The 27,000-nt window shown below is 62.7% G+C and carries 25 protein-coding genes; 9 read left to right on the top strand and 16 right to left on the bottom strand.

Annotated features, from left to right (window positions below; translation table 11 throughout):
* The first annotated feature begins 57 nt into the window (after positions 1–57).
* Entirely contained in the window at positions 58–1,650 is a 1,593-nt protein-coding gene (locus tag BX592_RS27710) for an APC family permease (RefSeq protein ID WP_134196481.1), read from the top strand.
* Positions 1,651–1,744: 94 nt separating this feature from the next.
* Here BX592_RS27710 and BX592_RS27715 read toward each other — a convergent pair whose 3' ends face one another.
* From BX592_RS27715 to BX592_RS27745, 7 genes are all read right to left on the bottom strand, one after another.
* Positions 1,745–2,530: a DODA-type extradiol aromatic ring-opening family dioxygenase gene (locus BX592_RS27715; protein WP_134196482.1), complete on the bottom strand. Its 786-nt coding sequence runs from the start codon at positions 2,528–2,530 to the stop codon at positions 1,745–1,747.
* Between the two features lie 138 nt (positions 2,531–2,668).
* Complete coding sequence (locus BX592_RS27720) at positions 2,669–3,265, bottom strand: UbiX family flavin prenyltransferase (RefSeq protein ID WP_134196483.1); 597 nt, start codon at positions 3,263–3,265, stop codon at positions 2,669–2,671.
* A 67-nt stretch (positions 3,266–3,332) separates the two neighbouring features.
* Positions 3,333–3,644, bottom strand: a complete 312-nt coding sequence (grxD, locus tag BX592_RS27725) for a Grx4 family monothiol glutaredoxin (RefSeq protein ID WP_134196484.1) — start codon at positions 3,642–3,644, stop codon at positions 3,333–3,335.
* 194 nt (positions 3,645–3,838) lie between these two features.
* Entirely contained in the window at positions 3,839–4,708 is an 870-nt protein-coding gene (prmC, locus tag BX592_RS27730) for a peptide chain release factor N(5)-glutamine methyltransferase (protein WP_134196485.1), read from the bottom strand.
* An 8-nt stretch (positions 4,709–4,716) separates the two neighbouring features.
* Positions 4,717–5,799, bottom strand: a complete 1,083-nt coding sequence (gene prfA, locus BX592_RS27735) for a peptide chain release factor 1 (RefSeq protein WP_134196486.1) — start codon at positions 5,797–5,799, stop codon at positions 4,717–4,719.
* Between the two features lie 150 nt (positions 5,800–5,949).
* Positions 5,950–7,239 (bottom strand): glutamyl-tRNA reductase, encoded by a 1,290-nt coding sequence (hemA, locus tag BX592_RS27740; RefSeq protein ID WP_134196487.1) that lies wholly within the window; start codon positions 7,237–7,239, stop codon positions 5,950–5,952.
* A gap of 44 nt (positions 7,240–7,283) precedes the next feature.
* Positions 7,284–8,030 (bottom strand): response regulator transcription factor, encoded by a 747-nt coding sequence (locus BX592_RS27745; RefSeq protein ID WP_134196488.1) that lies wholly within the window; start codon positions 8,028–8,030, stop codon positions 7,284–7,286.
* A gap of 259 nt (positions 8,031–8,289) precedes the next feature.
* Here BX592_RS27745 and BX592_RS27750 point away from each other — a divergent pair, with 259 nt between their 5' ends.
* The 3 genes from BX592_RS27750 to BX592_RS27760 are packed head-to-tail and all read left to right on the top strand — an operon-like array spanning position 8,290 to position 11,045.
* Positions 8,290–8,547: a hypothetical protein gene (locus BX592_RS27750; RefSeq protein WP_134196489.1), complete on the top strand. Its 258-nt coding sequence runs from the start codon at positions 8,290–8,292 to the stop codon at positions 8,545–8,547.
* A gap of 34 nt (positions 8,548–8,581) precedes the next feature.
* The gene (locus tag BX592_RS27755) at positions 8,582–10,396 is read left to right on the top strand and encodes an aminopeptidase P family protein (protein ID WP_134196490.1); all 1,815 of its coding nucleotides are present in this window, start codon (positions 8,582–8,584) and stop codon (positions 10,394–10,396) included.
* A 25-nt stretch (positions 10,397–10,421) separates the two neighbouring features.
* On the top strand, positions 10,422–11,045 hold the full coding sequence (locus BX592_RS27760) for an HAD family hydrolase (RefSeq protein ID WP_134196491.1): 624 nt from the start codon (positions 10,422–10,424) through the stop codon (positions 11,043–11,045).
* A gap of 107 nt (positions 11,046–11,152) precedes the next feature.
* On the opposite strand, the gene BX592_RS27765 is transcribed toward BX592_RS27760, so the two are convergent.
* The 3 genes from BX592_RS27765 to BX592_RS27775 form a co-directional block, all read right to left on the bottom strand.
* Complete coding sequence (locus BX592_RS27765; protein ID WP_134196492.1) at positions 11,153–12,283, bottom strand: DUF748 domain-containing protein; 1,131 nt, start codon at positions 12,281–12,283, stop codon at positions 11,153–11,155.
* 305 nt (positions 12,284–12,588) lie between these two features.
* Entirely contained in the window at positions 12,589–14,256 is a 1,668-nt protein-coding gene (gene ettA, locus BX592_RS27770; RefSeq protein WP_134196493.1) for an energy-dependent translational throttle protein EttA, read from the bottom strand.
* A 299-nt stretch (positions 14,257–14,555) separates the two neighbouring features.
* Complete coding sequence (locus BX592_RS27775; RefSeq protein ID WP_134196494.1) at positions 14,556–14,861, bottom strand: DUF3761 domain-containing protein; 306 nt, start codon at positions 14,859–14,861, stop codon at positions 14,556–14,558.
* 112 nt (positions 14,862–14,973) lie between these two features.
* On the opposite strand from BX592_RS27775, the gene BX592_RS27780 reads away from it, so the two are divergent.
* A complete protein-coding gene (locus tag BX592_RS27780) occupies positions 14,974–15,978 on the top strand; it encodes a glycerophosphodiester phosphodiesterase family protein (protein WP_377681645.1) in 1,005 nt (334 codons plus the stop codon).
* A gap of 53 nt (positions 15,979–16,031) precedes the next feature.
* Here BX592_RS27780 and BX592_RS27785 read toward each other — a convergent pair whose 3' ends face one another.
* From BX592_RS27785 to BX592_RS27810, 6 genes are all read right to left on the bottom strand, one after another.
* On the bottom strand, positions 16,032–16,415 hold the full coding sequence (locus BX592_RS27785) for a nucleotide pyrophosphohydrolase (protein WP_243849757.1): 384 nt from the start codon (positions 16,413–16,415) through the stop codon (positions 16,032–16,034).
* A 16-nt stretch (positions 16,416–16,431) separates the two neighbouring features.
* Positions 16,432–17,526, bottom strand: coding sequence for a redox-regulated ATPase YchF (ychF, locus tag BX592_RS27790; protein ID WP_134196496.1), 1,095 nt, complete (start codon positions 17,524–17,526; stop codon positions 16,432–16,434).
* Positions 17,527–17,836: 310 nt separating this feature from the next.
* Positions 17,837–18,100: a hypothetical protein gene (locus BX592_RS27795; protein WP_134196497.1), complete on the bottom strand. Its 264-nt coding sequence runs from the start codon at positions 18,098–18,100 to the stop codon at positions 17,837–17,839.
* 211 nt (positions 18,101–18,311) lie between these two features.
* Positions 18,312–18,953, bottom strand: coding sequence for a hypothetical protein (locus tag BX592_RS27800; protein WP_134196498.1), 642 nt, complete (start codon positions 18,951–18,953; stop codon positions 18,312–18,314).
* Between the two features lie 178 nt (positions 18,954–19,131).
* Positions 19,132–19,578 (bottom strand): hypothetical protein, encoded by a 447-nt coding sequence (locus tag BX592_RS27805; protein ID WP_134196499.1) that lies wholly within the window; start codon positions 19,576–19,578, stop codon positions 19,132–19,134.
* Between the two features lie 186 nt (positions 19,579–19,764).
* The gene (locus tag BX592_RS27810; RefSeq protein WP_166676483.1) at positions 19,765–21,411 is read right to left on the bottom strand and encodes a DUF6531 domain-containing protein; all 1,647 of its coding nucleotides are present in this window, start codon (positions 21,409–21,411) and stop codon (positions 19,765–19,767) included.
* Between the two features lie 405 nt (positions 21,412–21,816).
* Here BX592_RS27810 and BX592_RS27815 point away from each other — a divergent pair, with 405 nt between their 5' ends.
* The 4 genes from BX592_RS27815 (at position 21,817) to BX592_RS27830 (ending at position 26,766) form a co-directional block, all read left to right on the top strand.
* Positions 21,817–22,989 carry a UbiH/UbiF family hydroxylase gene (locus tag BX592_RS27815; RefSeq protein ID WP_134196501.1) on the top strand — a complete coding sequence of 391 codons (1,173 nt, stop codon included), beginning with the start codon at positions 21,817–21,819 and terminating at the stop codon, positions 22,987–22,989.
* Between the two features lie 231 nt (positions 22,990–23,220).
* The gene (locus BX592_RS27820) at positions 23,221–23,949 is read left to right on the top strand and encodes a DsbC family protein (RefSeq protein WP_134196502.1); all 729 of its coding nucleotides are present in this window, start codon (positions 23,221–23,223) and stop codon (positions 23,947–23,949) included.
* Positions 23,950–24,064: 115 nt separating this feature from the next.
* Entirely contained in the window at positions 24,065–25,939 is a 1,875-nt protein-coding gene (locus tag BX592_RS27825; RefSeq protein ID WP_134196503.1) for a M61 family metallopeptidase, read from the top strand.
* 209 nt (positions 25,940–26,148) lie between these two features.
* Complete coding sequence (locus tag BX592_RS27830) at positions 26,149–26,766, top strand: FMN-dependent NADH-azoreductase (RefSeq protein WP_134196504.1); 618 nt, start codon at positions 26,149–26,151, stop codon at positions 26,764–26,766.
* Positions 26,767–27,000: the final 234 nt, after the last annotated feature.

Here is a 27,000-nt window from a genome sequence, read left to right on the forward strand (position 1 = left end):
AACGACGGCCAGTTCGGCTGCGGGCGCATCGATACAGAGTCAGACAGAGGAGAAGACGTGAAGAGTTCTATTCAGCGGAACGTCGGGCCGATTGCATTGCTATTGACGGGCCTCGGTTCCATCATCGGATCGGGCTGGCTATTTGGCGCGTGGAAGGCGGCAAAAATTGCAGGGCCTGCATCCATTTGTGCATGGGTAATCGGTGCGGTCGTGATCCTCGCGATTGCGATGACCTATGCGGAGCTCGGCGCAATGTTCCCCGAGTCAGGCGGGATGGTGCGCTACGCACGGTATTCGCATGGTGCGTTAGTGGGGTTCATCAGCGCGTGGGCGAACTGGATTGCAATCGTATCGGTGATTCCAATCGAAGCCGAGGCGTCGATCCAGTACATGAGCACCTGGCCGTACGACTGGGCACATGCGCTGTTCGTGAACGGCTCATTGACGACCAACGGGTTACTGCTGTCCGCGGCGCTCGTGATCGTCTATTTCCTGCTCAACTATTGGGGCGTGAAGCTGTTCGCACACGCGAATTCGACGATCACGATATTCAAGTTCCTGATCCCCGGCGCGACCGTTCTCGGCCTGATGCTGACCGGTTTTCATCGCGAGAACTTCGGCGACGCGAGCACGTTCGCACCCTACGGATGGTCGTCGGTGCTGACGGCGGTTGCGACGAGCGGCATCGTGTTCGCGTTCAACGGATTTCAGAGCCCGGTGAATCTGGCGGGTGAAGCGCGCAATCCAGCGAAGAGCGTGCCGTTCGCGGTGATCGGCTCGATCCTGATCGCGCTGGTGATCTACGTGCTGCTGCAGGTCGCTTATATCGGCGCGGTCAATCCCACCGACGTGCTGAAGGGCTGGAGCCACTTCACCTTTGCGTCGCCGTTCGCGGAACTGGCGATCGCGCTGAATCTGAACTGGCTGGCGATTCTTCTGTACATCGACGCGTTCGTGAGCCCGAGCGGCACCGGCACCACGTATATGGCGACCACGACGCGGATGATCTACGCGATGGAGCGCAACAACACGATGCCGAAGATTTTCGGCGTCGTGCATCCGGTCTACGGCGTGCCGCGTTCGGCGATGTGGTTCAACCTGTTCGTGTCGTTTCTGTTCCTGTTCTTCTTCCGCGGCTGGAGTTCGCTCGCGGCGGTGATTTCGGTCGCAACGGTGATTTCTTACCTCACCGGGCCGATCAGTCTGATGGCGCTGCGGCGCACCGCGACCGATGTCGAGCGGCCGCTGAAGATCGCGGGCATGAAAGCGATCGCGCCGTTCGCATTCGTCTGCGCGTCGCTTATCCTGTACTGGGCGAAGTGGCCGTTGACCGGCGAAATCATTCTGCTGATGGTCGTTGCGCTGCCGGTGTATTTCTACTTTCAGGCGAAGGTCGGGTTTGACGGCTGGAGCCGCGATCTGACCGCTGCGTGGTGGCTGGTTGCGTATCTGCCGACGATGGCGGTGCTGTCGCTGATCGGCAGTAAGCAGTTCGGCGGCATCGGCGTGTTGCCGTATGGATGGGATATGGTGGTCGTGATCGCCTGCGCGCTGGTGTTCTACTACTGGGGCGTGCATACCGGCTACCGCACCGGGTACCTTGACGAGCGCGAGTCGCATGACGAGGTCCTCGAGGGGATCGGCGCTTAAGTTGCGTCATGCGTTCGCGTGATCGCTGGACAAGGCCCGCCCGATGCTTCGCATCGTGAGCGGGCTTTTTGTCGAGCCGGCACCGCGGTGACGCTCAGGCGTCGGTGAACACGTAGTTCGTCATCGCCAGTACGCGCTGATACGTGCCGAGCGGCTGGATCCGCATCTGATAGTCATCGCCGGCGGCGCCCAGCGCGGCGAACACGGGCAATAGATGCTCGTCAGTCGGATGCATCGACACCGCGTGTGGCGCCTGGCGTCGATAGTCGAGCAACGCGTCGATGTCGTGCCCGGCCAGACGCGTTTCGAACCAGTCGGTGAACTCTGTCACGCGCGGGTCCGCCTCTTCCGGGCGCGCGGAAAAGTCGGCTTCGCGCAGGTTGTGTGTGATCTGCCCCGAGCCGATCACCATCACGCCATCATCACGCAGTGTGCGCAACGCGCGGCCGACGCGAAAGTGATGCGCGGGGTCTCTACGTGGCTGAATGGAAAGCTGCGCGACCGGCACGTCTGCGTCCGGGAACATCAACAGCATCGGCACCCAGGCGCCGTGATCGAGCCCGTGCGATTCACTCGACGTCGCGATTCCCGCGGCGTCAAGCAGTTCTGCCGCGCGGCGCGCGACGTCGGGCGCACCGGGCGCCGGGTACTGGATCTCATAGAGCTGACGCGGAAAGCCGTAGAAATCGTGAATCGTATCGGGTTTCGCTGCGGTGCTCGCAACCGGCTGCGCGGTCATCCAGTGCGCTGACAGCATCAGGATTGCCTTTGGACGCGGCAAACCTGCCGCGAGCGACGCAAACTCAGCGGACGGCAGCGACGGGTCGATCGGCAGCGTCGGAGCGCCGTGAGAAAGGAATAACGATGGCAAGCGGGTCATGGCGGCGGAGGTCGCGCGCGGGCGCGACGGTGGTGGCTTTGGTGAAACGACTATATAGCCGCATTAGCACTTGATAAACGGCGCAAAAGGGAATTTATTGCGTCGCCGTTGTTGAGAATCGCCAGACTGTTGCCTCGCCTATGCGGCCCCGTTCAACCCTTCCCACGCTGGCGCAAGCGACGGGCCGAGCGCAAGCAAGTCCATCGCGCGCGCGACGGTGTGATCGACCATTTCATCGAGTGACGCGGGCTTGCTGTAGAACGCGGGCACCGGCGGAAACACGATCCCGCCCATCTCGGTCACGGCCGTCATATTGCGCAGATGCGCCAGATTAAGCGGGGTTTCCCGCACCATCAGCACGAGCCGGCGACGCTCTTTCAATGTGACGTCGGCCGCGCGGGAGATGAGATTGTCCGATAGCCCATGCGCGATGCTTGCGAGTGTCTTCATCGAACAGGGCGCGACGATCATTCCGTGTGTCGAAAACGAACCCGATGCGACACTCGCGCCGATGTGGCGCACGGAATGGACGACGTCCGCGAGCGGATGCACGTCGTCCTTGGTCAATTGCAGTTCGTGCTGGATGTTGAGCCATCCGGCGCCCGATACGAGCAGATGGCTCTCGATGCCGCCGACGCGTCGCAGCGCGTGCAGCAGCCGGATGCCATAAATGGCGCCGGATGCACCGGTAATCGCGACGATCACCCGACGCGGCGCCGCAACGCGTGTGTTCATGACATGAGGCGCCTCCCGGGCGCCCGAGTGCCCTTGGCGCGCAAGGGCTTTGCTGCGATGTGCTTTGTTATGCCGCGGCAAACAGCTGCTGGAGTTCGCCGGATTGATACATTTCCATCATGATGTCCGACCCGCCGACGAATTCGCCCTTCACGTAGAGCTGCGGGATGGTCGGCCAGTTCGAGAATTCCTTGATGCCCTGGCGGACTTCGTCATCTTCGAGCACGTTGACGGTCTTGAACTCGTCGACGCCGCATGCCTTCAGAATTTGCACAGCACGGCCGGAGAAGCCGCACATCGGGAATTGCGCGTTGCCTTTCATGAAGAGCACGACGGAGTTTTCGTCGACGATTTGCTTGATGCGCTGTTGCGTGTCCATGACTGACCTTGCGGTTCCGGAAGTAAGTGGGATGACTTGAAATGATAGCGGATTTCGCGGGGGTAGGCCGACGTTGCCATTGGCAGAGGGTTCGCGGTGACGCGCATCGGGAAAGGGCAACACCGCGCACACAGCTTCGCGTGCCGACCGGCCTGATCGCGAGCTTCATCACGCGTTCAGGCCTCGCTGTGCGTTCACGCGTTGATATGCACGGACGGATTCGCCCGTTCACCACCACTAATGCGCTCAATGCCCGCCAGGTCGCGTTCCGAGCGCACCGACTGGAATCCGCGCGCGCTCATCAGCTCGCGCACTGCTGCCGCCTGATCGTAACCATGCTCGACCCACAACACGCCGCCTGCGGCGAGCCATGCCGGCGCATCCGCGACGATCTCGCGGATCGCGGACAAGCCATCCGCTTCGTCGGTCAGCGCGCCACGCGGCTCGAAGCGCAGGTCGCCTTGCTCAAGATGCGGATCGTCGCTCGCGATATAGGGAGGGTTGCTGACAATCGCATCGAAACGCAGCGATGGGTCCAGCGCGGCGTACCAGTTGCCTTGCAGCAGACTCAACGCGCCGCCGGGCCGTCCCGCGTCGACGAGGCGCGTCGCATTGCGCGTCGCCACCTGCAACGCTTCGACGGAGCGATCGACAGCCCAGACTGACGCGTCCGGTCGCGCGGACGCAATCGCGACTGCGATCGCGCCGGTCCCCGTGCCGAGATCGAGTATCCGCGGCCGCGCACAGCCGGCGACTGCCTCGAGCGCCGTTTCGACCAGCAACTCAGTCTCCGGACGCGGAATCAGCACGTGCGGCGTCACGTCGAATTCGAGCCCGTAGAACTCACGCGCGCCAACCAGCTGCGCAACCGGCTCTCCAGCGAGACGCCGCGCTTCCAGTTCGCGCCAGAGCGCGACCCGCTCGGCATCGAGCGGTTGGTCCGCGCGCATGATCAATTCCGTGCGACGCCAACCGAGCGCGTGACCGAGCAGAATGCGCGCTTCGAGCGGCGGCAATGCCGACGTGCGAAGCAATGCTGCAACCGTATCGGAAGCCGCGGTCATGCCGTCACTCACTCCGCGTCGCCGAGCGATGCCAGCAACTCAGCCTGATGCTCGCTGACCAGCGAGGCGATCAGTTCGTCGAGATCGCCTTCCATGATCGCTTCGAGCCGGTACAGCGTCAGGTTGATCCGGTGATCGGTCAGGCGCCCTTGCGGGAAGTTGTACGTGCGGATGCGTTCGGAGCGGTCGCCGGAGCCGATCAGGCTCTTGCGCGTCGCCGCTTCCTTCGCGTGCTGCTCGTGGTATTGCTTGTCCTTGATGCGCGCGGCGAGCACTTTCAGCGCGCGATCCTTATTCTTGTGCTGCGAGCGGTCGTCCTGGCACTCGACGACAATACCGGTCGGCAAGTGCGTGACGCGTACCGCGGAATCCGTCTTGTTGATGTGCTGGCCACCTGCGCCGGACGCGCGAAATGTATCGATCCGCAAATCCGCCGGGTTGATTTCGACCTCGCCGATTTCATCGGCTTCCGGCATTACCGCGACCGTGCACGCGGACGTGTGGATGCGGCCCTGCGTCTCGGTGGCCGGCACGCGTTGTACGCGGTGGCCGCCCGATTCGAACTTCAGTTTCGAGTACGCCGCCTCGCCCGCGATGCGCACGATCACTTCCTTGTAGCCGCCGAGGTCCGATTCGCTCGCCGACATCATTTCGACCTGCCAGCGATTGCGCTCCGCATAGCGCAAATACATGCGCAGCAGGTCGCCCGCAAATAGTGCGGACTCGTCGCCGCCGGTGCCCGCGCGAATTTCGAGGAAGATATTGCGGTCGTCGTTCGGGTCCTTCGGCAGCAACATCCGCTGCAATTCGCTTTCGAGCTGCTCCATCCGCTCGCGTGCGGTGCGGATCTCGTCTTCAGCGAACTCCTTCATCGAAGGGTCGGACAGCAGTTCCTGCGCAGTGGTGGAATCATTCACCGCCTGGCGCCACAGCGCGTAGTGCTCGACCACCGGGCCGATCTCCGCGTGCTCGCGCGTCAGCTTGCGGTACTGGTCGAGATTCGCGGTGATGTCCGCGCGGCTCAACAGGTCGTTCAGTTCGGCCAGTCGTGTGGTGAGCTGGTCGAGCTTGCTTTGCATGCTCGTTTTCATCGGGCGTTCATTGTGCGATCCGGAGCAGGCTCCGGAAGGGGTAACGAATAGTTCTGGATGCGGGCCGGAACGGCCGCGGGGCAGCGGCGTCGCACAGGACCGCGCGGCAACCGCCGTTGGACCGTCGACGCGCGATAAGCGTGAGCGCAGCTAACGCTCGGACGTGTGATTGTGTTTGTAGAAGCCGCTCATCAATTCGATGAGTGTCGCGCGGTTGTCGCTGTTCGCGCGGTTCAGCGCATGTGTCGGACCATGGATCAGCTTGTTGGTGATTGCCTGCGACAACGCTTCGAGCACGACCGCCGGGTCGTCGCCGCGCGCGAGCATCTTCAGCGCTTTTTCGACTTCGACGCGACGCAGTGAATCCGCCTGCGTGTGCATATGACGAATCACCGGCACGATGCTGCGCGCGTCGAGCCACTGCATGAAGTTCTGCACGCGCGTTTCGATGATCGCTTCGGCCTGCGCGACCGCCGCCTGACGCGATGCGTTGCCTTCGCGGACAATTGCGCCGAGATCGTCGACGGTGTACAGGAACACGTCTTCGAGCATGCCGACTTCGGGTTCGATGTCGCGTGGCACGGCCAGATCGACCATGAAAATCGGCCGGTGACGGCGCGCCTTGACCGCGCGCTCGACCGCGCCGAGACCGATGATCGGCAACGTGGACGCAGTGCAGGACACGATGATGTCGAATTCGTGCATCCGCTGCGGCAGCTCGCTAAGTGGAATTGCGCGGCCATTGAAACGTTCGGCGAGGCGCTCGCCGCGCTCCGCGGTGCGGTTCGCGATCACCAGTTCGCGCGGTTGCTGCGCGGCGAAATGCGTCGCGCACAGTTCGATCATTTCGCCCGCGCCGATAAACAGCACTCGCTGGTTCGACACCTTGTCGAAAATACGCTGCGCGAGCCGCACGGCCGCCGCGGCCATCGACACCGACTGCGCGCCAATTTCAGTCGTGCTGCGCACTTCCTTCGCGACCGCGAAGGTGCGCTGGAACAACTGGTTCAGATAAGTGCCGAGCGCGCCGGCCTCGGACGCGGTGCGCACCGCATCCTTCATCTGACCGACGATCTGCGTTTCGCCGAGCACCATCGAATCGAGCCCCGACGCGACGCGAAATGCGTGCCGAACGGCTTCGGACTGTGGCAGCGCGTACACATGCGGCGCGAGCTCGTCGACGGGAAGATTGTGGTACTTCGACAGCCAACGGATCGCGGCCTCGCGGGCCGCGTGGTCGTCAGTGACGCAGTAGAGTTCGGTGCGGTTGCAGGTGGACAGAATCGCGGCTTCAGGCGCGTTGGGCGCGGCGCCGTGCCCGAGCCAGATGCCTTTGAATGCGTCGAGCGCGGGTTTGACCTGTTCGAGCGGAAACGCCACGCGCTCGCGCAGAGCGACTGGCGCAGTGTGGTGGTTGATTCCGATCGTTAAAAGCTGCATAAGTGGGGACAGCCCAACAAGTAGGGCTATGGTTTAGCCCCATATTATAGCGTTTCCACGATTGTTTCAGTCCGGGGCGGCTCGTCCCGGCCGCCATTGCCGCTTCCGGTGGAAACCGGGTCGAGCCGGTAGCCGTAACCATACAACGGCGTCAGCGCGTAGCCTTGCTCGGGCCGCAGTTCCAGCTTCGCGCGGATGCGGGAAGCATGCGTATCGAGCGTGCGCGACTTGATGTCGCGGCGGCCCCAGACGGTTTCAAGGATCTGCGCGCGAGAAACCGGCCGCGACATGTTCGAAAACAGCAGAAGCGCGAAGCGTAACTCTTTTGGCGTTAACGGGATGATCTGGCCCCTAAACGTGACGATCGAGCGTCCGCCGTCGAACGCATACTCGCCGAACATCTCGCGCGAGCGGCTGCGCGGCCGGCGAAAGCCCGCGCGCCGGATCAGCGCGTCGACGCGGGCGAGCATTTCCGGGCCGCGCACCGGCTTCGCGAGGCAGTCGTCGGCGCCCGCATGCAGCGCGGCGACCAGTTCGCTTTCGCGCGGCGCCTTCATCGTGACGATAACTGGCAGGCCGGGCAGCACGTCGCGTGCGCGGGAAATGACGTCTTCCGCGCAGCGATCGCCGGCCCAGGCTTCGGTGACGAGAAGATCGAAGAAAAGCTGCTTCGCGCTGCAGAGAAACGGCTCGCTGGCGCTGAAGTGCTGGCACGCGTGTCCCGCGGCGAGCAGCAGGCGGGCGACGAGTTCCGCGTGGCGAAGGTCCGGCTCGATGAGGGCGATTCGCATGGGACGCGTTGCAGACCGGCGCCATGAGGTGCGCGGGCGTCGGCGTTGCGGCTTGCCTAACGTTTATCCCGCCCCTAAACTCAACCGCTACTCATCGCCGCGCGACTACTGGCGAACCGCCGATGAACAGCGGCGCAAAAAAGCGCCGTGCTGACCTTCTGGTTAATGAGAGAAAAATGCTAGCTAACCTCGTCATGTCGGCCTATGGGATAAATCCGAATCTGTGGACGAATGCGTCCGCGCCGGAGGTGTGCCGCTGATGGGATGGCCTGGTATTGTCGTGCTCGGGGTAGCGGTGGGGCTAGCTGGCTGGTGGCTGCACCCGCTGCGGCGGACTCGCCACGCGCGGCTATGGGTCGCCGTGCTGGCCGGTGTGCTCGGCGCGGCGTTTGCGCGGATGGCCGGCAACGTCACCACGCTTTTTCACGATGGCTATACGCTCGAATGGCCGGTTTGCACGGCGGTTGCGCTGGTCGCGGTAGCCGCGGCCGTCGGTATGCTGTCACGGCGGCGATAAAGTCGCCGCTCGATATTATTTCCAGGTGAACACGATGAACGTCCGACTCCCCGAAACCGCGTCGATTCCCGAGCGGATTGCGCAATTGCGCGATGCGATGACGCGCGAAGGCCTTGCCGCTTATCTGGTGCCGTCCGCGGATCCGCACCTGTCCGAGTACCTGCCGGGTCGGTGGAAAGGACGCGAGTGGCTGTCCGGCTTCACCGGCTCGGTCGGCACGCTTGCCGTGACGGCCGACTTTGCCGGACTGTGGGTCGATAGCCGCTATTGGGTGCAGGCCGAAGCGCAACTGGCCGGCACCGGCATCCAGTTGATGAAGATGATGGGCGGCCAGCAGACGCAGCCGCACATCGAATGGCCTGCGCAGAATGTGCGGGCGGGCGGCACGGTCGGCGTCGACGGCGCGGTGCTGGGCGTTGCAGCGGCACGTGCGCTCAGCGACGCGCTGATCGCGCGCGGCGTCAAGCTGCGCACCGACGTCGATCTGCTCGACGCGATCTGGCCGCAGCGTCCGTCGTTGCCGACCGACGCGGTCTACGAACATACGCCGCCGCAGGCAAGCGTGACGCGGGCGGAAAAGCTCGATCGGCTGCGCCGCGCAATGAAGGAGCAGGGCGCGCAGTGGCACTTCATCTCGACGCTCGACGATCTCGCGTGGCTGCTGAACCTGCGCGGCGCCGATGTGAACTACAACCCGGTGTTCGTCGCGCACGCGTTGGTCGGGCTCGAGCACGCGTCGCTGTTCGTCGTCGAAGGCAAGGTGCCCGCGACGCTCGTCGACGCGCTCGCACGCGACGGCATCCGCGTCGAGCCGTATCCGATGGCGGCTGATGCGCTTGCCGCGCTGCCCGCCGGCGCGACGCTGCTGGCCGATCCGCGGCGCGTCACGTTTGGCATGCTGAAGTCGGTGCCGGCGCATGTGAAGATCGTCGAAGGGGTCAATCCGACGACGTTCTTCAAGTCGCGCAAGACCGAGGCCGAAGCCGAGCACGTGCGCGCAACGATGGAACAGGATGGCGCGGCGCTCGCAGAGTTTTTCGCATGGTTCGAGGGCGCGCTGGGTCGCGAGACGATCACCGAACTCACGGTCGACGAGCGGTTGACCGCGGCGCGCGCGCGTCGTCCGGGCTATGTGACGTTGAGCTTTTCGACGATCGCCGCGTTCAACGCGAACGGCGCGATGCCGCACTACCGGGCGCTGCCGGAATCGCATGCAACGATCGAAGGCAACGGTTTGCTGCTGATCGATTCAGGCGGTCAATATTTGAGCGGCACCACTGACATCACGCGCGTCGTGCCAATCGGTAAGATCGACGACGCGCACCGCCGCGATTTCACGACGGTGCTCAAAGGCACGATCGCGTTGTCGCGCGCGCGCTTTCCTCGCGGTATCCGTTCGCCGATGCTCGATGCGATCGCGCGGGCGCCGATCTGGGAAACCGGCGCGGACTACGGTCATGGGACGGGCCACGGCGTCGGCTACTTCCTGAACGTGCACGAAGGGCCGCAGGTCATCTCGCACTACGCGCCCGCCGAAGCGTGGACCGCGATGGAAGAGGGCATGATCACGTCGATCGAGCCGGGTATCTACCGGCCGGGCAAGTGGGGCATCCGGATCGAAAACCTGGTGTTGAACCGCGCGGCCGGCAAAACCGAGTTTGGCGACTTCCTCGAGTTCGAAACGCTGACGCTGTGTCCGATCGACACGCGCTGCATCGCGTTGCCGCTGCTGCGCGACGACGAGCGCGCGTGGCTCAATGCGTATCACGAGACAGTGCGCGCGCGCGTGGCGCCGCATGTGTCAGGCGATGCGAAGGCGTGGCTCGAAACGCGTACGAAAGCGATCTGATTGAACGAAACACAACGGAGCTTGCATGACCATCAAGGCAGTCGTGTTCGATTTTGGCGGTGTGTTGATCGACTGGAGTCCGCAGTACCTGTACCGCGTGCTGATTCCCGATGAAGCCGAGCGCCAGTGGTTCCTGTCGCATGTATGCACGATGGACTGGGTGATCCGGCAGGACGGCGGCCAGCCGATTGCCGAAGGCACCGCGGAGCTGATCGAGCGGTTTCCGGACCACGAAGCCTTGATTCGCGCGTTCTACGAACGCTGGCACGAAATGATCGCAGGCGTGCTGCACGATGGCGTGGCGACGGTCGACAAGCTCGACGCGGCCGGCGTGCCGCTATTCGGCTTGACGAACTGGTCGGCGGAGACGTTTCCGTATGCGTGGGAGAACTTCCCGGTGCTGCGGCGCTTTCGCGATATCGTCGTGTCGGGGCGGGTCGGGCTGGTGAAGCCGGACCCAGCGATCTTCGGCATGATGCGCGAGCGGATCGATGCACACCTGCCCGGCCTCGCGCCACATGAGCTGGTTTTTATCGACGACAACCTGAAAAACGCGGAGGCTGCGAACGCGCTCGGTTGGCATGGCGTGCATCACACGAGTGCGGCGCAGACCGAGGCGAAGCTGCGCGAACTGGGGTTGCCTGTGTGAGCGCGTGGCGTCGGCGTTGCTGCTTCCCGGATGAACTTGTGCGGCGCGACGAGTGACGCATAGCGTCACCCGATCGCCGACGCGAGGCAAAGGCCCAGCGCTTCTACTCACTGCCCAAGCAGATTCTTCAGCGCATTACCGAGGCCCTTCACCGTCTCTCCCGCGCCCTTCGCGACGCCCTCCGCGCTGACGCCCAGCGCCTTTGCAAAATTCGCGCGCAGTTCGGTCATCAGGCTTTCGTTGAGCTTGAATTTCGGGTCGCGCAAATTGCCGTCGAGCACGAAATGCAGCGTGATTTCATCGCCACGGTTCTTCAATGCGGCGACCGCGGCGCGCGTTGGAATCGACAGGAACGTGTCGAGCGGATTATCCGATTCGGCGAGTTGCAGATGATGCAGTGTCATCGTGCCGGGCGCGTGAAGGTGATAATCGCGCACCGTCGATTCGACGTTCAGGTCGAGCGTGCCGCCGGTCACACGTGCTCTTGCGCCGGCCTTCTTCAGCAGATACGGATCGAGCATTACGATGTCGACGCCTCGTAATGTGGTGCTCAGTTGTGAGTCCTTGTTCGCGATCTTCATCCAGCCGCCGAAGGCGACCTTGCCCGTATGTTCGGGTCCCTTGATCGAGCCCGCGACCGACACGGAGGTCGGTTCGTTGAGATCCGGAAGATGAATGTGATCGACTGTGGCATTCGCGTCGGTCACGCTGACCTTATACGGCGGCTGGCTGACCATCTGATCGTAGAAGTCGAATGCGCCGCGTTCGAAGCGGATATGGTCGATCAGTTTTTCAGCGGGCAATGGGGGCGGCGCGCCGGGCGCGCTGGCGGCGGGCGAACTGCGGCTCACCGACTGCTTGAGGTTCGGCAGCAATTCGATCGTGCCGTTCGGCGTGCGCAGCGCAGTCAGCGTGAAATCGCTGACCACCACTTCGCGCATATGGACTCGCCGCCGCGTCAGTGTGTCATGCAGATCTGGAACAAGCGTGATTTGCGCGGCGCGCAGGGTGTCGGAAGTGGGCCAGCCTTTCGGTGCGATCAGCCGCACATTCGTCAGGCGGATCGACGTGAAGCCGACATCGATCTGTTCGGCGCTACCGAGCGGCCCAAGCGCGGCGATCACGCGCTCTCTTACTTCCCGTTGCACGAAGTGCAAGCCAGCAAGCGCGACGATCGCGAGCACAACCACGATCGCGACGACGCCGACCGCTACGCGCTTGCCCACCGACATCGTCATGCCGCCTCCTCGTGGCCGTGCGCTGCACGGCGAAACGCGCTTGCTGTGAGTTCGTTGTGCGCTGGCCGCAAGTGATGCCACATAGCGCATCGTGCAGCAAACGGCATGCCGTCGCTGGGGCGAAATGCGGCGCGGTGTTTCGCGCCGCGACCGCGGACATTGGTTGAAGCGAAGGCGCGGGCTTCATCGATAGACGGGCGATAGACACGTGGTAAACACACCGCCCACCGCCCACCGCCCACCGCCCACCGCCCGCGCGCGCGACCCGCGCCAGCGCGAATCGACCCGCGGCCAACCGCCTGGCGTTACCGGCTGATCGGCTTATAGCGCAGACGCTTCGGCCGTGCCGCTTCTTCGCCGAGCCGATTGCGCTTGTCTGCCTCGTACTCCTGGTAGTTGCCATCGAAGAACGTCACTTGCGAGTCGCCTTCGAACGCGAGGATATGCGTCGCGATCCGGTCGAGGAACCAGCGATCGTGCGAGATCACCATCACCGAACCGGCGAACTCGAGCAACGCGTCTTCGAGCGCTCGCAGCGTTTCGACGTCGAGGTCGTTCGACGGTTCGTCGAGCAGCAGCACGTTGCCGCCTGCGATCAGCGTCTTCGCCAGATGCAGCCGGCCGCGCTCACCGCCCGACAGCGAGCCGACGTTTTTCTGCTGATCGCCGCCCTTGAAGTTGAAGCGGCCGATATACGCGCGCGACGGCGTCTCGTACTTGCCGACCGTCAGCACGTCGGCGCCGCCGGAGATTTCCTCGAACACGGTCTTGGTCCCGTCGAGCGCGTCGCGGCTCTGATCGACATACGCGAGCTTGACCGTCGGCCCTTGCACGATCTCACCTGAATCCGGCTGCTCCTTGCCGGTCAGCATGCGAAACAGCGTCGACTTGCCGGCGCCGTTCGGCCCGATGATGCCGACGATCGCACCCGGCGGAATCCGGAAGCTCAGGTTGTCGATCAGCAGGCGATCGCCGTACGACTTGCTGACGTTCTTGAACTCGATCACTTCATTGCCGAGTCGTTCGCCGGCCGGAATGAAGATTTCCTGCGTCTCGTTGCGCTTCTGGTATTCCTGGCTGCTCAGTTCCTCGAACCGCGCGATACGCGCCTTCGACTTCGCCTGACGGCCCTTCGGGTTCTGCCGCACCCATTCGAGTTCTTTCTTGATCGCTTTCTGGCGCGCGGACTCGGATGCCTCTTCCTGCTTCAACCGGTCTTCCTTCTGATCGAGCCAGCTGCTGTAGTTGCCCTTCCACGGAATGCCGTGGCCGCGGTCCAGTTCGAGAATCCACTCGGCGGCGTTGTCGAGGAAGTAACGATCGTGCGTGACCGCGACCACCGTGCCCGGGAAGCGCGTGAGGAACTGCTCGAGCCAGTCGACCGATTCCGCGTCGAGGTGATTGGTCGGCTCGTCGAGCAGCAGCATGTCGGGCTTCTCGAGCAGCAGTTTGCATAGCGCGACGCGGCGCTTCTCGCCGCCCGACAGATGCTCGATCTTCGCGTCCCACGGCGGCAGGCGCAGCGCATCGGCGGCCACTTCGAGCTGCTGCTCGGGGCTGCCGCCGTCGGCCGTCGCGAGGATCGCTTCGTACTTTGCCTGTTCGGCGGCGAGCTTGTCGAAGTCCGCATCCGGCTCGGCGTACGCGGCGTAAATCTCGTCGAGTTTCTTCTGCGCCTGGAACATGTCGCCGAGACCTTCTTCGACGGCCTCGCGCACGGTCTTTTGCGGATCGAGCTGCGGCTCTTGCGGCAGATAGCCGATGTTCAGGTTCGGCATCGGTGTTGCTTCGCCTTCGATGTCCTTGTCGACGCCGGCCATGATCTTGATCAGCGTCGACTTGCCCGAGCCGTTCAGGCCGAGCACGCCGATCTTCGCACCGGGGAAGAACGACAGCGAAATGTCCTTCAGGATTTGACGCTTGGGCGGCACGATCTTGCCGACCCGGTTCATGGTGAAGACGTATTGGGCCATTTGCTTGCAATTGGGCGTTGGTGCCGCTGGCCAGTATTGCGCGTGGCGGGCGGCGTGGGGTGGATGGCACAGCCTGTTCGCTTCGAGCCCGACGACGTGGCAGCGCGCGTTGACCGGCTGGGACCGGCTCCCGCGCTGCGCTGGTGCATGGTCGGTACGTGACGCGACGGTTCGTACGATGCAGCGGCCTGGGCGTGCGGCGGGAGGAGGTGCCATTGTACTTCGCGACCGGAGGCGCGCGTGCGGCGAGGGCAGCGCGCGATGCTGCTGATGCCCGGACAGCGTCGATGCGTAGTGTGTCAAAGCCAGGCTTCTACGCCGCCATGGCGTGAACAGGTGCCGCTGCGATGCCGGCTGAAGCTGTATGTGCCGTCGCCGCAACGCGCCGTCGCGCCTTGGGGCGCGCTGCCCGAGCGCGAGCGCGCGGGTGCGTGCACGGTTTCGCCGTCGCTATTGCGATAGGTGTTGTGGTTGCTGAGATCCGCTTCGTCAGGCGTGCTGGCCGGAGGTTGGTACGCGAATACCCCGGTCGAGAAGAGCAGCACGCAGGCTGCGATCAAACCTTGCAAAGGGCGCGTCGATCGACACGCGGTCCCGATGGTCATTTTTCGTGTTGTTTGAGTGAGTGTGGCGCCAGTAATGATATACAACGACCCGCCGGCGTTCGCGCCTCATAGACTCGTACTTACTCTTTCGACGCTCAAAGCGAGAATTCACGTGTTCAGAACGATCTGCGCGGCCTCCGCGCTGTCAGCGGTACTACTGGTATCGGCGTGCGGAGCGGGCTCCGCGGCGCAGCCGTCGGACGCGATGGCGGCGTCGACGCTGCCGCGCATCGTGGCCCATCGCGCCGGCACCGCGGATGCACCGGAAAACACACTCGAAGCGATTCACGCCGCTATCGCTAACCGTGCCGATGCGATCTGGCTAACGGTTCAGCTGAGCGCGGACGGCGTACCGGTGCTGTATCGTCCGGCCGATCTGTCGGCGTTGACGGACGCGAGCGGGCCGGTCGCGTCGCGCACCGCGGCGGAACTCGCGCGTATCAATGCGGGCTGGACCTTCAAGGTTGGCGATGCGTATCCGTATCGCGCCGCGCCCGTTCCTGTGCCGACGCTGCGCGACGCGCTGCGTGCGATTCCGGCGGGTATGCCCGTCATCCTCGATATGAAAGCGTTGCCGGCCGGGCCGCAAACCCTGGCCGTCGCTCGCGTGCTGACCGATGAAGACGCGTGGTCGCGCGTGACGCTCTATTCAACCGACGACGCGTATCAGCGCAGCTTTGCCGTCTATCCGCAGGCGCGTCTTTTCGAGTCGCGCGATGCGACGCGGACGCGTCTCGTGCACACGCTGCTGGCGGGCAGTTGCGGCGATGCGCCCGCCGCGCACACGTGGACCGCGTTCGAAATGCATCGCGCGTTGACGGTGACTGAGAAATTCACCCTCGGCGAAGGACGCTCGGAAGTGAGCGCGACATTGTGGACGCCGGCAACCGTCGCGTGCTTCCGTCAGCAGCCCGATGTGCGGATCGTCGCGATCGCGGTGAATAACGCCGACGACTATCGCGCAGCGGCATGCCTGGGCATCGATGCGGTGTTGTCCGATTCGCCGAGGCAAATGTCGGCGATTCGCGCGGCGCTCGGTGCGGCGCTTGTTACGACTTCACGCGGCGCGCAATCCAAAGCGATCGATTGTGGCGATGTGAAAGCCGAACACGGCTGACGTCGGACAGGCATCACGCGGCGTGCGTGACTGGGTCCGCGCAAATTGACGAGCTACAACGCTGAATACTTGGTGGATTTGCCTTTTGCTTTTTCCACCGGATAGCGCGTCTCGTTGAGTTTCAGCTTGTCGGCGGCAGCTTCGACGAGGTCAAAGCCGGCCTTGTCCGCAATCAGCATCAGATACATCAGCACGTCCGCGCATTCGTGCTCGAGATGTTTTCGTTGAGCAGGGTCGGCGACGAGCGCGTCGATCTCGTCGTCCGTTTTCCATTGGACGGTTTCGAGCAGTTCGCCGGCCTCGATGCTCGCCGACACGATCAGGTTGCGCAGCGTATGAAACTGCCGCCAGTCGCGCGCGTCGCGGAAGGCGAGCAATTCTTTGTGGAGATCGTCGAGGGTCATCGTGTCGGCCGGCATCGGGGTGCTGGCATGCACTTAAAAGCGTGCACGCTCAAACATTGAACAGGAAGTTCATCACGTCGCCGTCGTGCACCACATACTCCTTGCCTTCAGCGCGCATCTTGCCGGCTTCCTTCGCGCCCTGTTCGCCCTTGTATGCGATGTAATCATCGAAGCTGATGGTCTGCGCACGGATAAAGCCGCGCTCGAAATCGGTGTGAATTGCCCCGGCGGCTTGCGGCGCGGTATCGCCGATATGAATGGTCCACGCGCGCACTTCCTTCACGCCCGCGGTGAAATACGTCTGTAGACCGAGCAGCTTGAAGCCCGCGCGAATTACGCGGTTCAGCCCCGGTTCGTCCATGCCCATGTCGGCGAGGAACACTTCCTTGTCTTCGTCGGCGAGGTCGGCGATCTCCGCTTCGATTGCCGCGCATACCGCGACCACCGGCGCCTTCTCACCTTCCGCGTACTTGCGCACCGCTTCCAGATGCGGGTTGTTTTCGAAGCCGTCTTCCTTCACGTTCGCAACGTACATCGCCGGCTTCGCAGTGATCAAACAGAACGGCTTGATCAGCGCCTGTTCTTCGTCGTTCAGATCGAGTCCACGTACGGCCTTTGCCTGATCCAGTTGCGCGCGCACCTTTTCGAGCACTGCGGCCAGCTTCACCGCTTCCTTGTCGTTGCCCGATTTCGCGGCCTTCGCGTAGCGCGTCAGCGCCTTTTCGACGGTCGCGAGGTCGGCGAGCGCAAGCTCGGTATTGATCACTTCGATATCCGACAGCGGATCGACTTTGCCCGCGACGTGAATCACATTGTCGTCTTCGAAGCAGCGCACCACGTGCGTGATCGCATCGGTTTCGCGGATGTTCGCGAGGAACTGGTTGCCCAGCCCTTCACCCTTGCTCGCGCCGGCAACGAGGCCCGCGATATCGACGAATTCCACCACTGCGGGCACGATGCGCTCGGGCTTCACGACTCCGGCAAGCGCCTGCAGGCGCTTGTCCGGCACTTCGACGATGCCGACGTTCGGTTCGATCGTGCAGAACGGATAGTTTTCGGCGGCGATGCCCGCCTTGGTCAGCGCGTTGAACAGGGTGGACTTGCCGACGTTAGGCAGGCCGACGATGCCGCATTTCAAGCTCATGGAAAACCTTTCTGGATTAGCGTTTTACGGCTTTGTGGCGCATCTCGCACGATCTGGCGGAAACGGCGTGGTGGAAGTCGTAAAGGGAATTCGGGGACGAGACAGGCAGTACGGATTCGGGCGTTCGCGAATCACGATTTTGTACCGGATTTCTGCTCGATAGGTCGCAATTGTAGCGCGTTCGGGGGCCTTGATTGGTAAGAGGCGGGTGGGGCGCGACCGGTCCCACGTCCTCCGACGCCAGGCAACTGCGATTCTTCGCCCAGCTTGCTGCAACCGCAGCGTGCTGTGTAGGTTGGGCTTATTTCTGTCACCATTCCTCGCCGCCAGCAAGCATGCGCGCGTGATACCTCCGGGCTTTTTGTGCAATCTCTTCCCATTGTTCGACAGTTAGCGAAACGCTGCTTTTCGTTGGGTAAATGGAGAGTTTCAAGTTGTCGCCTTTTTCGACCGCTAGTTCCATAAATGGCTCGAAGCAACCTGGCCGGTGCGTCTCCGCGTCGCCCAGAAGCCCAACCAGTACGTAGGGATGCGCCGCATTTACGTCGCTCAGAAGGTCAAACGCCAATTTCATTTTTGCGATCCTCTGAAACCAGGAAACTCGCCGTTAGCTCTGGACGATGCCACCGCCCCGCCCTCAATTCCCTTCCGTTCGCGATCGCATTGCGCGCAGTCGTCGAGGCGGCACGATCATCCATAAGGTCCAGTAACTTGCACTCGCGAACAGCAGACTGCTGGTGAGCGGGACATCGGGGGTACCTTGTTGTCATGTCGTCCCATAATCTTTACCGCCGCAATTTCCATGAACAGATCGAAGTATCCCGATACATGCAGACTTTGGGCATCGCAGCCTCATCTTGTTTGCAGCCATGGAAGCTTGTCCTTGTCGTCAAAAAAATACGGATAGTGCCGGCGACTGAAATCGATAACCCTTTGCTCGGCAACGAGCCGTCCAGTTTCCGATCTTCGATTACCCAAGACATACCAGCTTCCTGAAACCGGTGAAGTGCGTATTCCTGAGCGTTATAAGCCAACGCATCCGCAGGGCTGTCGCCAGGATCGGCATGCAAAAAGGCGTAGTAGTCGTCAAGTGAGTGTTCGTTCCGAACCAGGAATGCTGGGTATTTATGGAAGTGGGGGTAAAAATACGAGAAGGGGTCGGGGCTAAGCGCGAGTACAGCGAACTCGGTACCCCCTTCGAAGCGAAGTAGCGCTCTAACCCATTCGAAAAAATTGGGAAGGTCGATGTCGGTCGCGTCGAAGTAAAGCGTTGACCAGGATGGTGGCAGGCAATCGAGTGCCTTTTGGGCGTCGGTCGCCCGCGTCCACAGTGGCAAAAAATCATCCCTCTCGCCCAAGAAAATCTTGCTTTTCACGAACTCAATCATCCGGGTCGCGGCCGCTTGCGCCCTCAGTTCTTTCTCCATTCTCAATTGCATTGAGCACGCAACCTCCGATGCGGCAGGATCATCTGTGCGACGTCTTGATTGCTGTGGGAATGGGCGCCATGTGGGAAACCGGGCGCACTGCTTATGCGGCTGACTGAATTCTCAGCGCCACGTCTACCATAGAACGATGCACTGCATCGGAACGATACTGGCCTGTCTATTCCAACTTCGACGGGGGCGGAAGATCAGATTCCCCGTACACCGACCGCCAATCTGCTCCGCCGACCCTTTTGCCAGCCTCCATGATCATCAAGCCATTGCCAGCTTCCGGGTACGCCGTGAGTGGTTCTCCGTCAAGCCTGTCCACATTAAAGATGTCGACGATCCAATGCGTGGGCGTTTTCATCAACACCACGTATATCAAGACCGGAACGCCTTGGTCGAGCGCAATCAACTCTCGTCCCAGAGTGACTGCTCCGCAGCCACTTTGTTCGACCTCGTCGTCATGACATACGGCGAGAAAGTACGGCGTGTCGATTTCGCGTACGCGGCATGTTGCGATTTGCCTCTTCCAGAGCGTGACGCGCTCACCGTACAACGGTCGATTAACGTCGAGCAAAAAGTCCAATAGCTCGTGTTCGCGAATTGATAATGAACGGGACATCGAGATACCTTGTTGTCTGTCCTTACAAGATAGGGCGTAGCGACCCGACTCGAATCAGATCCGGCGATTGTCGATACGCTGAATATTCGATGACAGTGCCGTCAACAGTAACGCTGAATGTACGTCCTTGTCCGACACCGAGCTGTGCACCGCTATTTTCTGCGACATCTTTTTCAATCGCCTTTGTCACCGGTCCGCGTGGAATTCCTGCCTTGCATCTCTCAGGTAAATGCCCGCCGTCCGGCCGCTGACGGAGTCGAGCCAGTCGCGACTATTGCCCGTCGCGTCAGTGGTCATCCGCCAGTTCGAACTCATCACGCCGTTCGTGTACACCTGCATCGTCTTCAGGTGATTGAATGAGTCGTACGTCATTCCGTACGTACGCTTCTGGCCACCAGCCGTCGACGCATCGAGTCCGCGTGCGCCGGTCGGATCATCCGTCGTCAGTTCACTGATGCCGGTCGCGTTGCCTGCGGTGTCATAGACGAAAGCGCGAATCTTTCCCGGCATCGCCACCAGCGACGGGCGCAGGCTCGTGCTGTCCGCATATCGCATGGTGGTGATCTGCGTGCCTTGATCATTGCGTCGTACCGATCGCACCGGACGGCCAATTGCGTCATAGGTGAACTCGGTGTTGCTACCGTCCGCTGCCGTGTCTGTGAGCAGATTCCCCGACGCATCCCATGTGCTACTCGTTGATCCCGCAGTAGAACTGCTGCTTACCGGATGCTGTACGCCACCGATTTGCGCAAAGTTCAGCGTGGTGCTTTGTCGGTTATCGGTGACCGTTGTCTTCCCGTCGCCGTACGCGAACTGCATGTTGCGCGTCGTGTCCGGATGGCTGACCGCGATTGCCCGGCCTTTGGCGTCGTATGTCCACGTGGCGATGCGCGAACCGGTTTCGTCGATTACGCCTGTCAGCAAGGTCCAGAACGCCGTGTTCTCGTATGCGAATCGCCGCAGATAGCCGTCGGGCCATGTGACCGAAACCAGGTTGTCGTGCTGGTCGTATCCGTAGCGCGTCACCGCACCGCCCGGCGCAGTCAACTGCGTGATCCGCGACTTCGCGTCGTACGCGAAGCGCAGCACGAGGTCGTAATAAGGCACGGAGTCGTCCGCGTGCCTGGTCACTTCGATCAGCAGGCCGGGTTCGGGCGCAACGGAAGTTGGCGTGTTGGCGTCGCTATAGGTCAGCGTCGTCACGCGCCGCTCGTGCGTGCGCACTGTCTGTAATACGCCCTTCGCTGAATAGGTTTCGCTGGTGTCGGTTGTGAGGTCCGTCACCATCCAGCCCGACGCGCTTTCAGTGAGCGTGAACGGCGTGCCGCCCGTTGCTCTCCATTGGCCGGCATCCTTGATGAACGTCAGTTTGGTCCCGTCGTCGCGATACGCGATAACCTGCGGCGAGACTTCACCTGCTTTCGCCAGGTTTAGCTGCCGTTGCCAGTTATGAAACCAGTTGGTGCCGAACCCAGCGTCGGTCCGCACGAAAGGCGAAGAACGATAGGTTCGCTTGAATACCAGCGGTGTATCGCCACCGCTGACAAAATCCGTTTCACTGAGCGTCGTGACGCCCGTTGCCGGATAAACAGGATCGCCAACCGGACAACTCGCCTCGGGTGCCGACGCCGTGGGCGTGTTGCAGAAGCTGTCGATCAGGTCAAGCCTGTTGATACAGCTATAGTTGCCCATCCCGCCTGGCGTGCCACCGGCGACGCTGATCGCGCATCCGCGTGTACCTGGTACCGCACGCGAGCGCGAGTACAGTCCAAAGCATGAAGCATCGCCGCCGCTCGCATAGGCATCCGTTGCAAGAGCAACGATGAGCCCCATGAGGAGCACGCGAACAACGCGTACACATGCCGCGCTCGACCAACCCTGTTTAGGCATAAGTTCTCCGGATCGAATGTCTGATGCGACCTTTCAAGAAGGTCTTTTCAAACATATCCAGTGAAACGGCGCTTGACTCTACGAACGCGCTGATTCGGGTTGCAGGAATTTCTGCAATTTGCCTATGCACCACCTTTTGCTTGGTGCACGCAAGTCGACCACGCCGTATTCCACGCTCACGAGTTTCTGTAAGAATCAGAAGGTGACATGCCGCGCAGAACCCGGCGGCCCGATGCGCGCCGGCATCATAGAGATTGCTTTGCGCACAGGAGCGTGGACGGAGCCGTGCAGGCGCTTGCGCCCGCCGCGCACCCCGATCCAGCAACCCCGCGCGGCTATAATGCGCGGATGAATGCTCACCACCAGACCTTCGACGCCGCGGTGATCGGCGGCGGGCTCGTCGGCAAGACGGCCGCGCTCGCGCTGACGCAGGCCGGCTTGCGTGTCGCGCTGCTCGCGCAGCACTGTGCCCCGCTTGCACGCGACGCTGTATTCGACTCGCGCGTGTACGCGCTGTCGTCGAGTTCGCAGGCATTGCTCGAACGGCTGCGGGTCTGGCAGGCGCTCGATACGTCCCGGCTGTCGCCGGTGTACGACATGCGTGTCTACGGCGACGCCCACGCGGAACTGCATTTCTCCGCGTTCCAGGCCGCAGTGCCGCAACTGGCGTGGATCGCCGAATCGTCGCTGATCGAACAGGCGCTCGATTCCGCGCTGCGCTTCCAGCCGAACGTCACGTGGTTCGACGCCCGTGCTCAAGGACTCGACGTTGAGCCGCGCGGCGCGACAATCGGGCTCGCGAACGGCAACGTGCTCGAAGCGGATCTCGTGGTCGGCGCGGACGGTGCGCATTCGTGGGTGCGCGCGCAGATCGGTTCAAAGGCCGACCGGCGCGATTACCGGCAAACCGGCGTGGTCGCGAACTTCAAGGCGGAACGGCCGCATGGCGAAACCGCATACCAATGGTTCCGCGACGGCGAAATCATCGCGTTGCTGCCGCTGCCTGACGGCCATGTGTCGCTAGTCTGGTCCGCGCATACCGATCATGCTGAAGAGTTGATCGCACTGGCGCCGGCGCAGCTCGCAGCCGAAGTCGAACGCGTGACGATGGGCGCGCTTGGCGCGCTCGAATGCGTGACGCCGGCCAAGGGCTTTCCGCTCGCGCTGCAGACGGTCGACCGGCTCGCGGCGCCGCGCGTCGCGCTGGTCGGCGACGCCGCGCATCTGATCCATCCGCTCGCGGGGCAGGGGATGAATCTGGGGCTGCGCGACGTCGCGTCGCTTGCCGATGTGATCGCGAAGAAAGAGGCATTCCGCGATCTCGGCGACATGGTGCTGCTGCGTCGCTACGAGCGCTCACGCAGCGAGGACATCCGCGCGCTGATGATCGCCACCGACGGTTTGCAGCGGCTCTTCGCGGTACCCGGTTTCATCGCACGCGCGGTGCGCAATGCGGGGATGGCGGTGGTCGGCGGGCAGCCTCTGATCAAGCGTTGGCTTGTATCGGCGGCGCTCGGCTGACGTCGCGTCCCGGAACAGGTGTCAAGCCGCGGGCCGGCAAGCCGTAAACGGAAACAGCGGGTGCGTGCGGTCGAGCCTGACCAGGCGCATCCGATGCTATAAGCACAATGAACAGCGCGACGACCGGTGCCGGCACCGGCCGATCTCAACAGTATCCACCGCGTGCGCGATCGCGCATGTGAACGCCAGGTACTTCGTGTGCAATGGCGGCATCGAACAGGGAGTTCAGACATGAAGAAACGTATTCGCATAGCCGCGCTCGCGTTGGCGGTCGCCGCTGTCACGCTCGGCTGCTCCGCGCAGGCCGACCAGACCACCGACAAGCTGAAGTCGACGTTGCAGTCGCGCCTGGGTGCCGACGTCGCGATCAAAGGCGTGTCGAAGTCGCCGATCGCCGGGCTTTACGAGGTGAACCTCGGCACGCAAATTCTGTATAGCGACGCGAACGGCGACTATATCGTGCTCGGCGACATCGTCGATGCGAAGTCGCGCAAGAACCTTACCGAGGCGCGCCTCGCCGACCTGAACCGGATCGATTTCGCGAGCCTGCCGTTCGGCAACGCGGTCAAAGTGGTGAAAGGCGACGGCAGCCGGAAGATCGCGGTGTTTTCCGATCCAAACTGCCCGTACTGCAAGCAGCTTGAAAACACGCTGAAGTCGATCGACAACATCACCGTGTACACGTTCCTGTACCCGGTGCTGTCGCCGGACTCGACGTCCAAGGCCAAGTCGATCTGGTGTTCGGCCGATCGCGCGAAGGCTTGGGAATCGTGGATGCAGGAGCGTCAGCAGCCGACCGCGGCCGGCACGTGCGACACCGCGGCGATCGACAAGAACCTGTCGCTTGGCCAGTCGATGAACGTGAACGGTACGCCCACGGTGTTCCTCGCCGACGGCCGGCGTTTGCCGGGGGCGGTCCCTGCCGACCAGCTGAACAAGGAACTGGCCGCAGTGCATTGAACGTGCGGCATCGGGTGCTGGCCGATGGATGCTGACGTAGCATTCGGCCGGCTGCCCCGAGCGTTCCGAGCGCCGCATCACATCTGCATCACTCCCCCCCGACCGTCCCCCGCCGATGAAGCCGATCCGCTACACCATCGTCCCGAAGCAACCCGCCGCCCATCTTTTCGAAGTCACCGTCACCGTAGCCGACCCCCATCCCGACGGCCAGCGCTTCATGCTGCCGGTGTGGATTCCGGGCAGCTACATGGTGCGCGAGTTCGAACGCAATATCGTCACGCTGCGCGCGTTCAACGACGCGGGCCGCAAGGTGCGTCTCGACAAGACCGACAAGCATACGTGGCGCGCCGCGCCGGTGAGCGGTGCGCTGACCTTGCGCTATGAGGTCTACGCATGGGATATGTCGGTGCGGGCCGCGCATCTGGATGACACCGTCGGCTTTTTCAACGGCACGAGCGTGTTTCTGTCGGCGCTGGGCCATGAAGACGCGAAATGCGTGGTCGACATCCGCCAGCCCGATGGTCCGGCGTACCGCTCATGGCGTGTCGCGACCGCGCTGCCGGAAGCGCGCGGCACAAAGCGTTATGGCTTCGGCGAATACCAGGCGCAAAACTACGACGAACTGATCGACCATCCGGTCACGCTCGGCGAGTTCGAACTGGCGACTTTCAAAGCGCATGGCGTGCCGCACGATATCGTGATCGCGGGGCGCGTGGTCGGGCTCGATATGCGGCGGCTCGCGGCCGATCTGAAACGTATCTGCGAAGCGCAGATCGCGCTGTTCGAGCCGAAGTCGAAGAAGGCGCCGGTTGATCGCTACGTGTTCATGACGCAAGCGGTCAGCGACGGCTACGGCGGTCTCGAGCACCGCGCATCGACTGCGCTGATCTGCAATCGCACCGATCTGCCGGTCGCGGGCCGCGCGGAAATGACCGATGGTTACCGCACGTACCTCGGCCTGTGCAGCCACGAGTACTTCCATACATGGAACGTGAAGCGCATCAAGCCGGCCGCGTTCGCGCCGTACGATCTGACGCGCGAGAACTATACGTCGCTGCTATGGCTGTTCGAAGGCTTTACGTCGTACTACGATGACCTGATCCTCGTGCGCAGCGGTGTGATCAGCGAAGACGACTACCTGACGATGGTCGGCAAGACGATCGGCAGCGTGCTGCGCGGCAGCGGGCGGCTGAAGCAAAGCGTCGCCGAAAGTTCGTTCGACGCGTGGGTCAAGTACTACCGGCAGGACGAGAACGCGACCAATGCGATTGTCAGCTATTACACGAAGGGCTCGCTCGTCGCGCTGGCGTTCGATCTGACGATTCGTGCGCAGACCGCGCATCGCCGCTCGCTCGACGATGTGATGCGCGCGTTGTGGCAGCGCTACGGCCGCGATTTTTACCGCGGCAAGCCGGTGGGCGTCGAAGAGAGCGATGTCGAAGCGCTGTTTGCCGAAGCGACCGGCGCGGATCTGGCGGACCTTTTTGCGCACGGTGTGCACGGTACGCGGGACTTGCCGCTCGCGCAGTTGCTGGCGCCCGCCGGCATCGAGCTCGTGCCGGATGCCGGGACGAACGCGAAGCCGTCGCTCGGCGCGCGTGCGCGCAGCGGCGCGGAATGCGCGCTGGCCGTCGTGTACGACGGCGGCGCCGCGCAGAAAGCGGGGTTGTCGGCCGGCGACGTGCTGGTTGCGCTCGATGGCCTGCGGGTCACCGGATCGAACCTGGATGCGTTGCTTGGGCGTTACGTGCCGGGTGCGAAGGTCGAAGTGCACGCGTTCCGGCGCGATGAGTTGCGCGTCGTGCAGCTGAAGCTGGATGAGCCGGACGTGCTGCGTTACAGGCTCACGGTGAAAGAAAACGCGCAGGGTAAATCCGGGAAGGCGGGCAAGTCCGGAAAACCGGTGAAATCAGGGAAACGCGCGGATGAAGCCAGCGGTCGCGGGTCCGACGCTTCGCGCGGCTGGCGCACGCGCTGGCTGGGAAACTGATCCGTTCTCCCCGCTGCCGCAGCGGGAGCCGGCGCATACGGCGCCGTCGCGCACGTCTCGCCGCAGTCGCCATGCTCGGTCCGAGTGCCCGACGGGATTGTTCCAATCTTGCAACAATCCGTCGCTGCGACACTACTTTTTCAGCTGACGTTGAGCATTCAGAATGCCTCCACTCGCGCAACATTGCGCCCCTAAATGGAGTCACTCGGATGACCACGATCCTGCAAATCAATTCCGCGGCCCGCTCGCAAGGCGCTCACTCGACGCTGCTCTCGAACGAACTGACCGAAAAATTGCAACAGTCGACGTCGGGCGCGCGGGTCGTCGTCCGTGATCTGTATAACGATTCGCTGCCGCACCTCGACGACCACATTCTCGGTTCGTTCTTCACGCCGGCTGACAAGCGCACGCCCGAGCAGCAAGCCGTTGCGGCGCGCAGCGATGCGTTGATCGCCGAGTTGCAGGCCGCCGATGTGATTGTGATCGGTGCGCCGTTGTACAACTTCGGCATCTCGTCGCAACTGAAGACGTACTTCGACTTTATCGCCCGCGCCGGGGTCACGTTCAAATACGGTCCGACCGGTCCGGAAGGCCTCGTGAAGGGCAAGAAGGTGTATGTCGTGTCGGCCCGCGGCGGCAAGTATCTCGGCACGCCTGGCGACTCGCAGACGCCTTACCTGACCACGTTCCTCGGCTTCCTCGGCATGACCGACGTCACGTTCATCTATGCGGAAGGGCTGAACATGGGTCCGGACGCAGCGGAAGCGGCGTTGGCTGCTGCGCGCGACGCGATCGCGGCTGCTGCTGTGCGAACCGTTGCGGCCTGACACGAAGGCAATGGATAAAACGCCGGTGTAGCAGTGAGTGAAGCACGCGAGCGTTCACCCAAAGTTCAGGATGTGACACGACATCATCGGTGTCGTCTCTGAACGCAAACGCCGCGGAACACAATTCCGCGGCGTTTTCCTTTGTGCGCCCAGCATGGGCGCACTCCTGCGGGTGCAAGTCCCGCCATAAGCTGGTCATAGCGAGTGAAGTGAAGCGCAACTGCATGAGGGCGA

The sequence above is a fragment of the Paraburkholderia rhizosphaerae genome, from assembly GCF_004366595.1.
Lineage (GTDB): Bacteria > Pseudomonadota > Gammaproteobacteria > Burkholderiales > Burkholderiaceae > Paraburkholderia > Paraburkholderia rhizosphaerae.

Coding starts and splice junctions, on each gene's coding strand:
- BX592_RS27715 (WP_134196482.1), bottom strand. CDS start 2,530: ATGACCCGCTTGCCATCGTTATTCCTTTCTCACGGCGCTCCGACGCTG.
- BX592_RS27720 (WP_134196483.1), bottom strand. CDS start 3,265: ATGAACACACGCGTTGCGGCGCCGCGTCGGGTGATCGTCGCGATTACC.
- grxD (WP_134196484.1), bottom strand. CDS start 3,644: ATGGACACGCAACAGCGCATCAAGCAAATCGTCGACGAAAACTCCGTC.
- prmC (WP_134196485.1), bottom strand. CDS start 4,708: ATGACCGCGGCTTCCGATACGGTTGCAGCATTGCTTCGCACGTCGGCA.
- prfA (WP_134196486.1), bottom strand. CDS start 5,799: ATGAAAACGAGCATGCAAAGCAAGCTCGACCAGCTCACCACACGACTG.
- hemA (WP_134196487.1), bottom strand. CDS start 7,239: ATGCAGCTTTTAACGATCGGAATCAACCACCACACTGCGCCAGTCGCT.
- BX592_RS27745 (WP_134196488.1), bottom strand. CDS start 8,030: ATGCGAATCGCCCTCATCGAGCCGGACCTTCGCCACGCGGAACTCGTC.
- BX592_RS27750 (WP_134196489.1), top strand. CDS start 8,290: ATGGGATGGCCTGGTATTGTCGTGCTCGGGGTAGCGGTGGGGCTAGCT.
- BX592_RS27755 (WP_134196490.1), top strand. CDS start 8,582: ATGAACGTCCGACTCCCCGAAACCGCGTCGATTCCCGAGCGGATTGCG.
- BX592_RS27760 (WP_134196491.1), top strand. CDS start 10,422: ATGACCATCAAGGCAGTCGTGTTCGATTTTGGCGGTGTGTTGATCGAC.
- BX592_RS27765 (WP_134196492.1), bottom strand. CDS start 12,283: ATGACGATGTCGGTGGGCAAGCGCGTAGCGGTCGGCGTCGTCGCGATC.
- ettA (WP_134196493.1), bottom strand. CDS start 14,256: ATGGCCCAATACGTCTTCACCATGAACCGGGTCGGCAAGATCGTGCCG.
- BX592_RS27775 (WP_134196494.1), bottom strand. CDS start 14,861: ATGACCATCGGGACCGCGTGTCGATCGACGCGCCCTTTGCAAGGTTTG.
- ychF (WP_134196496.1), bottom strand. CDS start 17,526: ATGAGCTTGAAATGCGGCATCGTCGGCCTGCCTAACGTCGGCAAGTCC.
- BX592_RS27795 (WP_134196497.1), bottom strand. CDS start 18,100: ATGAAATTGGCGTTTGACCTTCTGAGCGACGTAAATGCGGCGCATCCC.
- BX592_RS27800 (WP_134196498.1), bottom strand. CDS start 18,953: ATGGAGAAAGAACTGAGGGCGCAAGCGGCCGCGACCCGGATGATTGAG.
- BX592_RS27805 (WP_134196499.1), bottom strand. CDS start 19,578: ATGTCCCGTTCATTATCAATTCGCGAACACGAGCTATTGGACTTTTTG.
- BX592_RS27810 (WP_166676483.1), bottom strand. CDS start 21,411: ATGGGGCTCATCGTTGCTCTTGCAACGGATGCCTATGCGAGCGGCGGC.
- BX592_RS27815 (WP_134196501.1), top strand. CDS start 21,817: ATGAATGCTCACCACCAGACCTTCGACGCCGCGGTGATCGGCGGCGGG.
- BX592_RS27820 (WP_134196502.1), top strand. CDS start 23,221: ATGAAGAAACGTATTCGCATAGCCGCGCTCGCGTTGGCGGTCGCCGCT.
- BX592_RS27825 (WP_134196503.1), top strand. CDS start 24,065: ATGAAGCCGATCCGCTACACCATCGTCCCGAAGCAACCCGCCGCCCAT.
- BX592_RS27830 (WP_134196504.1), top strand. CDS start 26,149: ATGACCACGATCCTGCAAATCAATTCCGCGGCCCGCTCGCAAGGCGCT.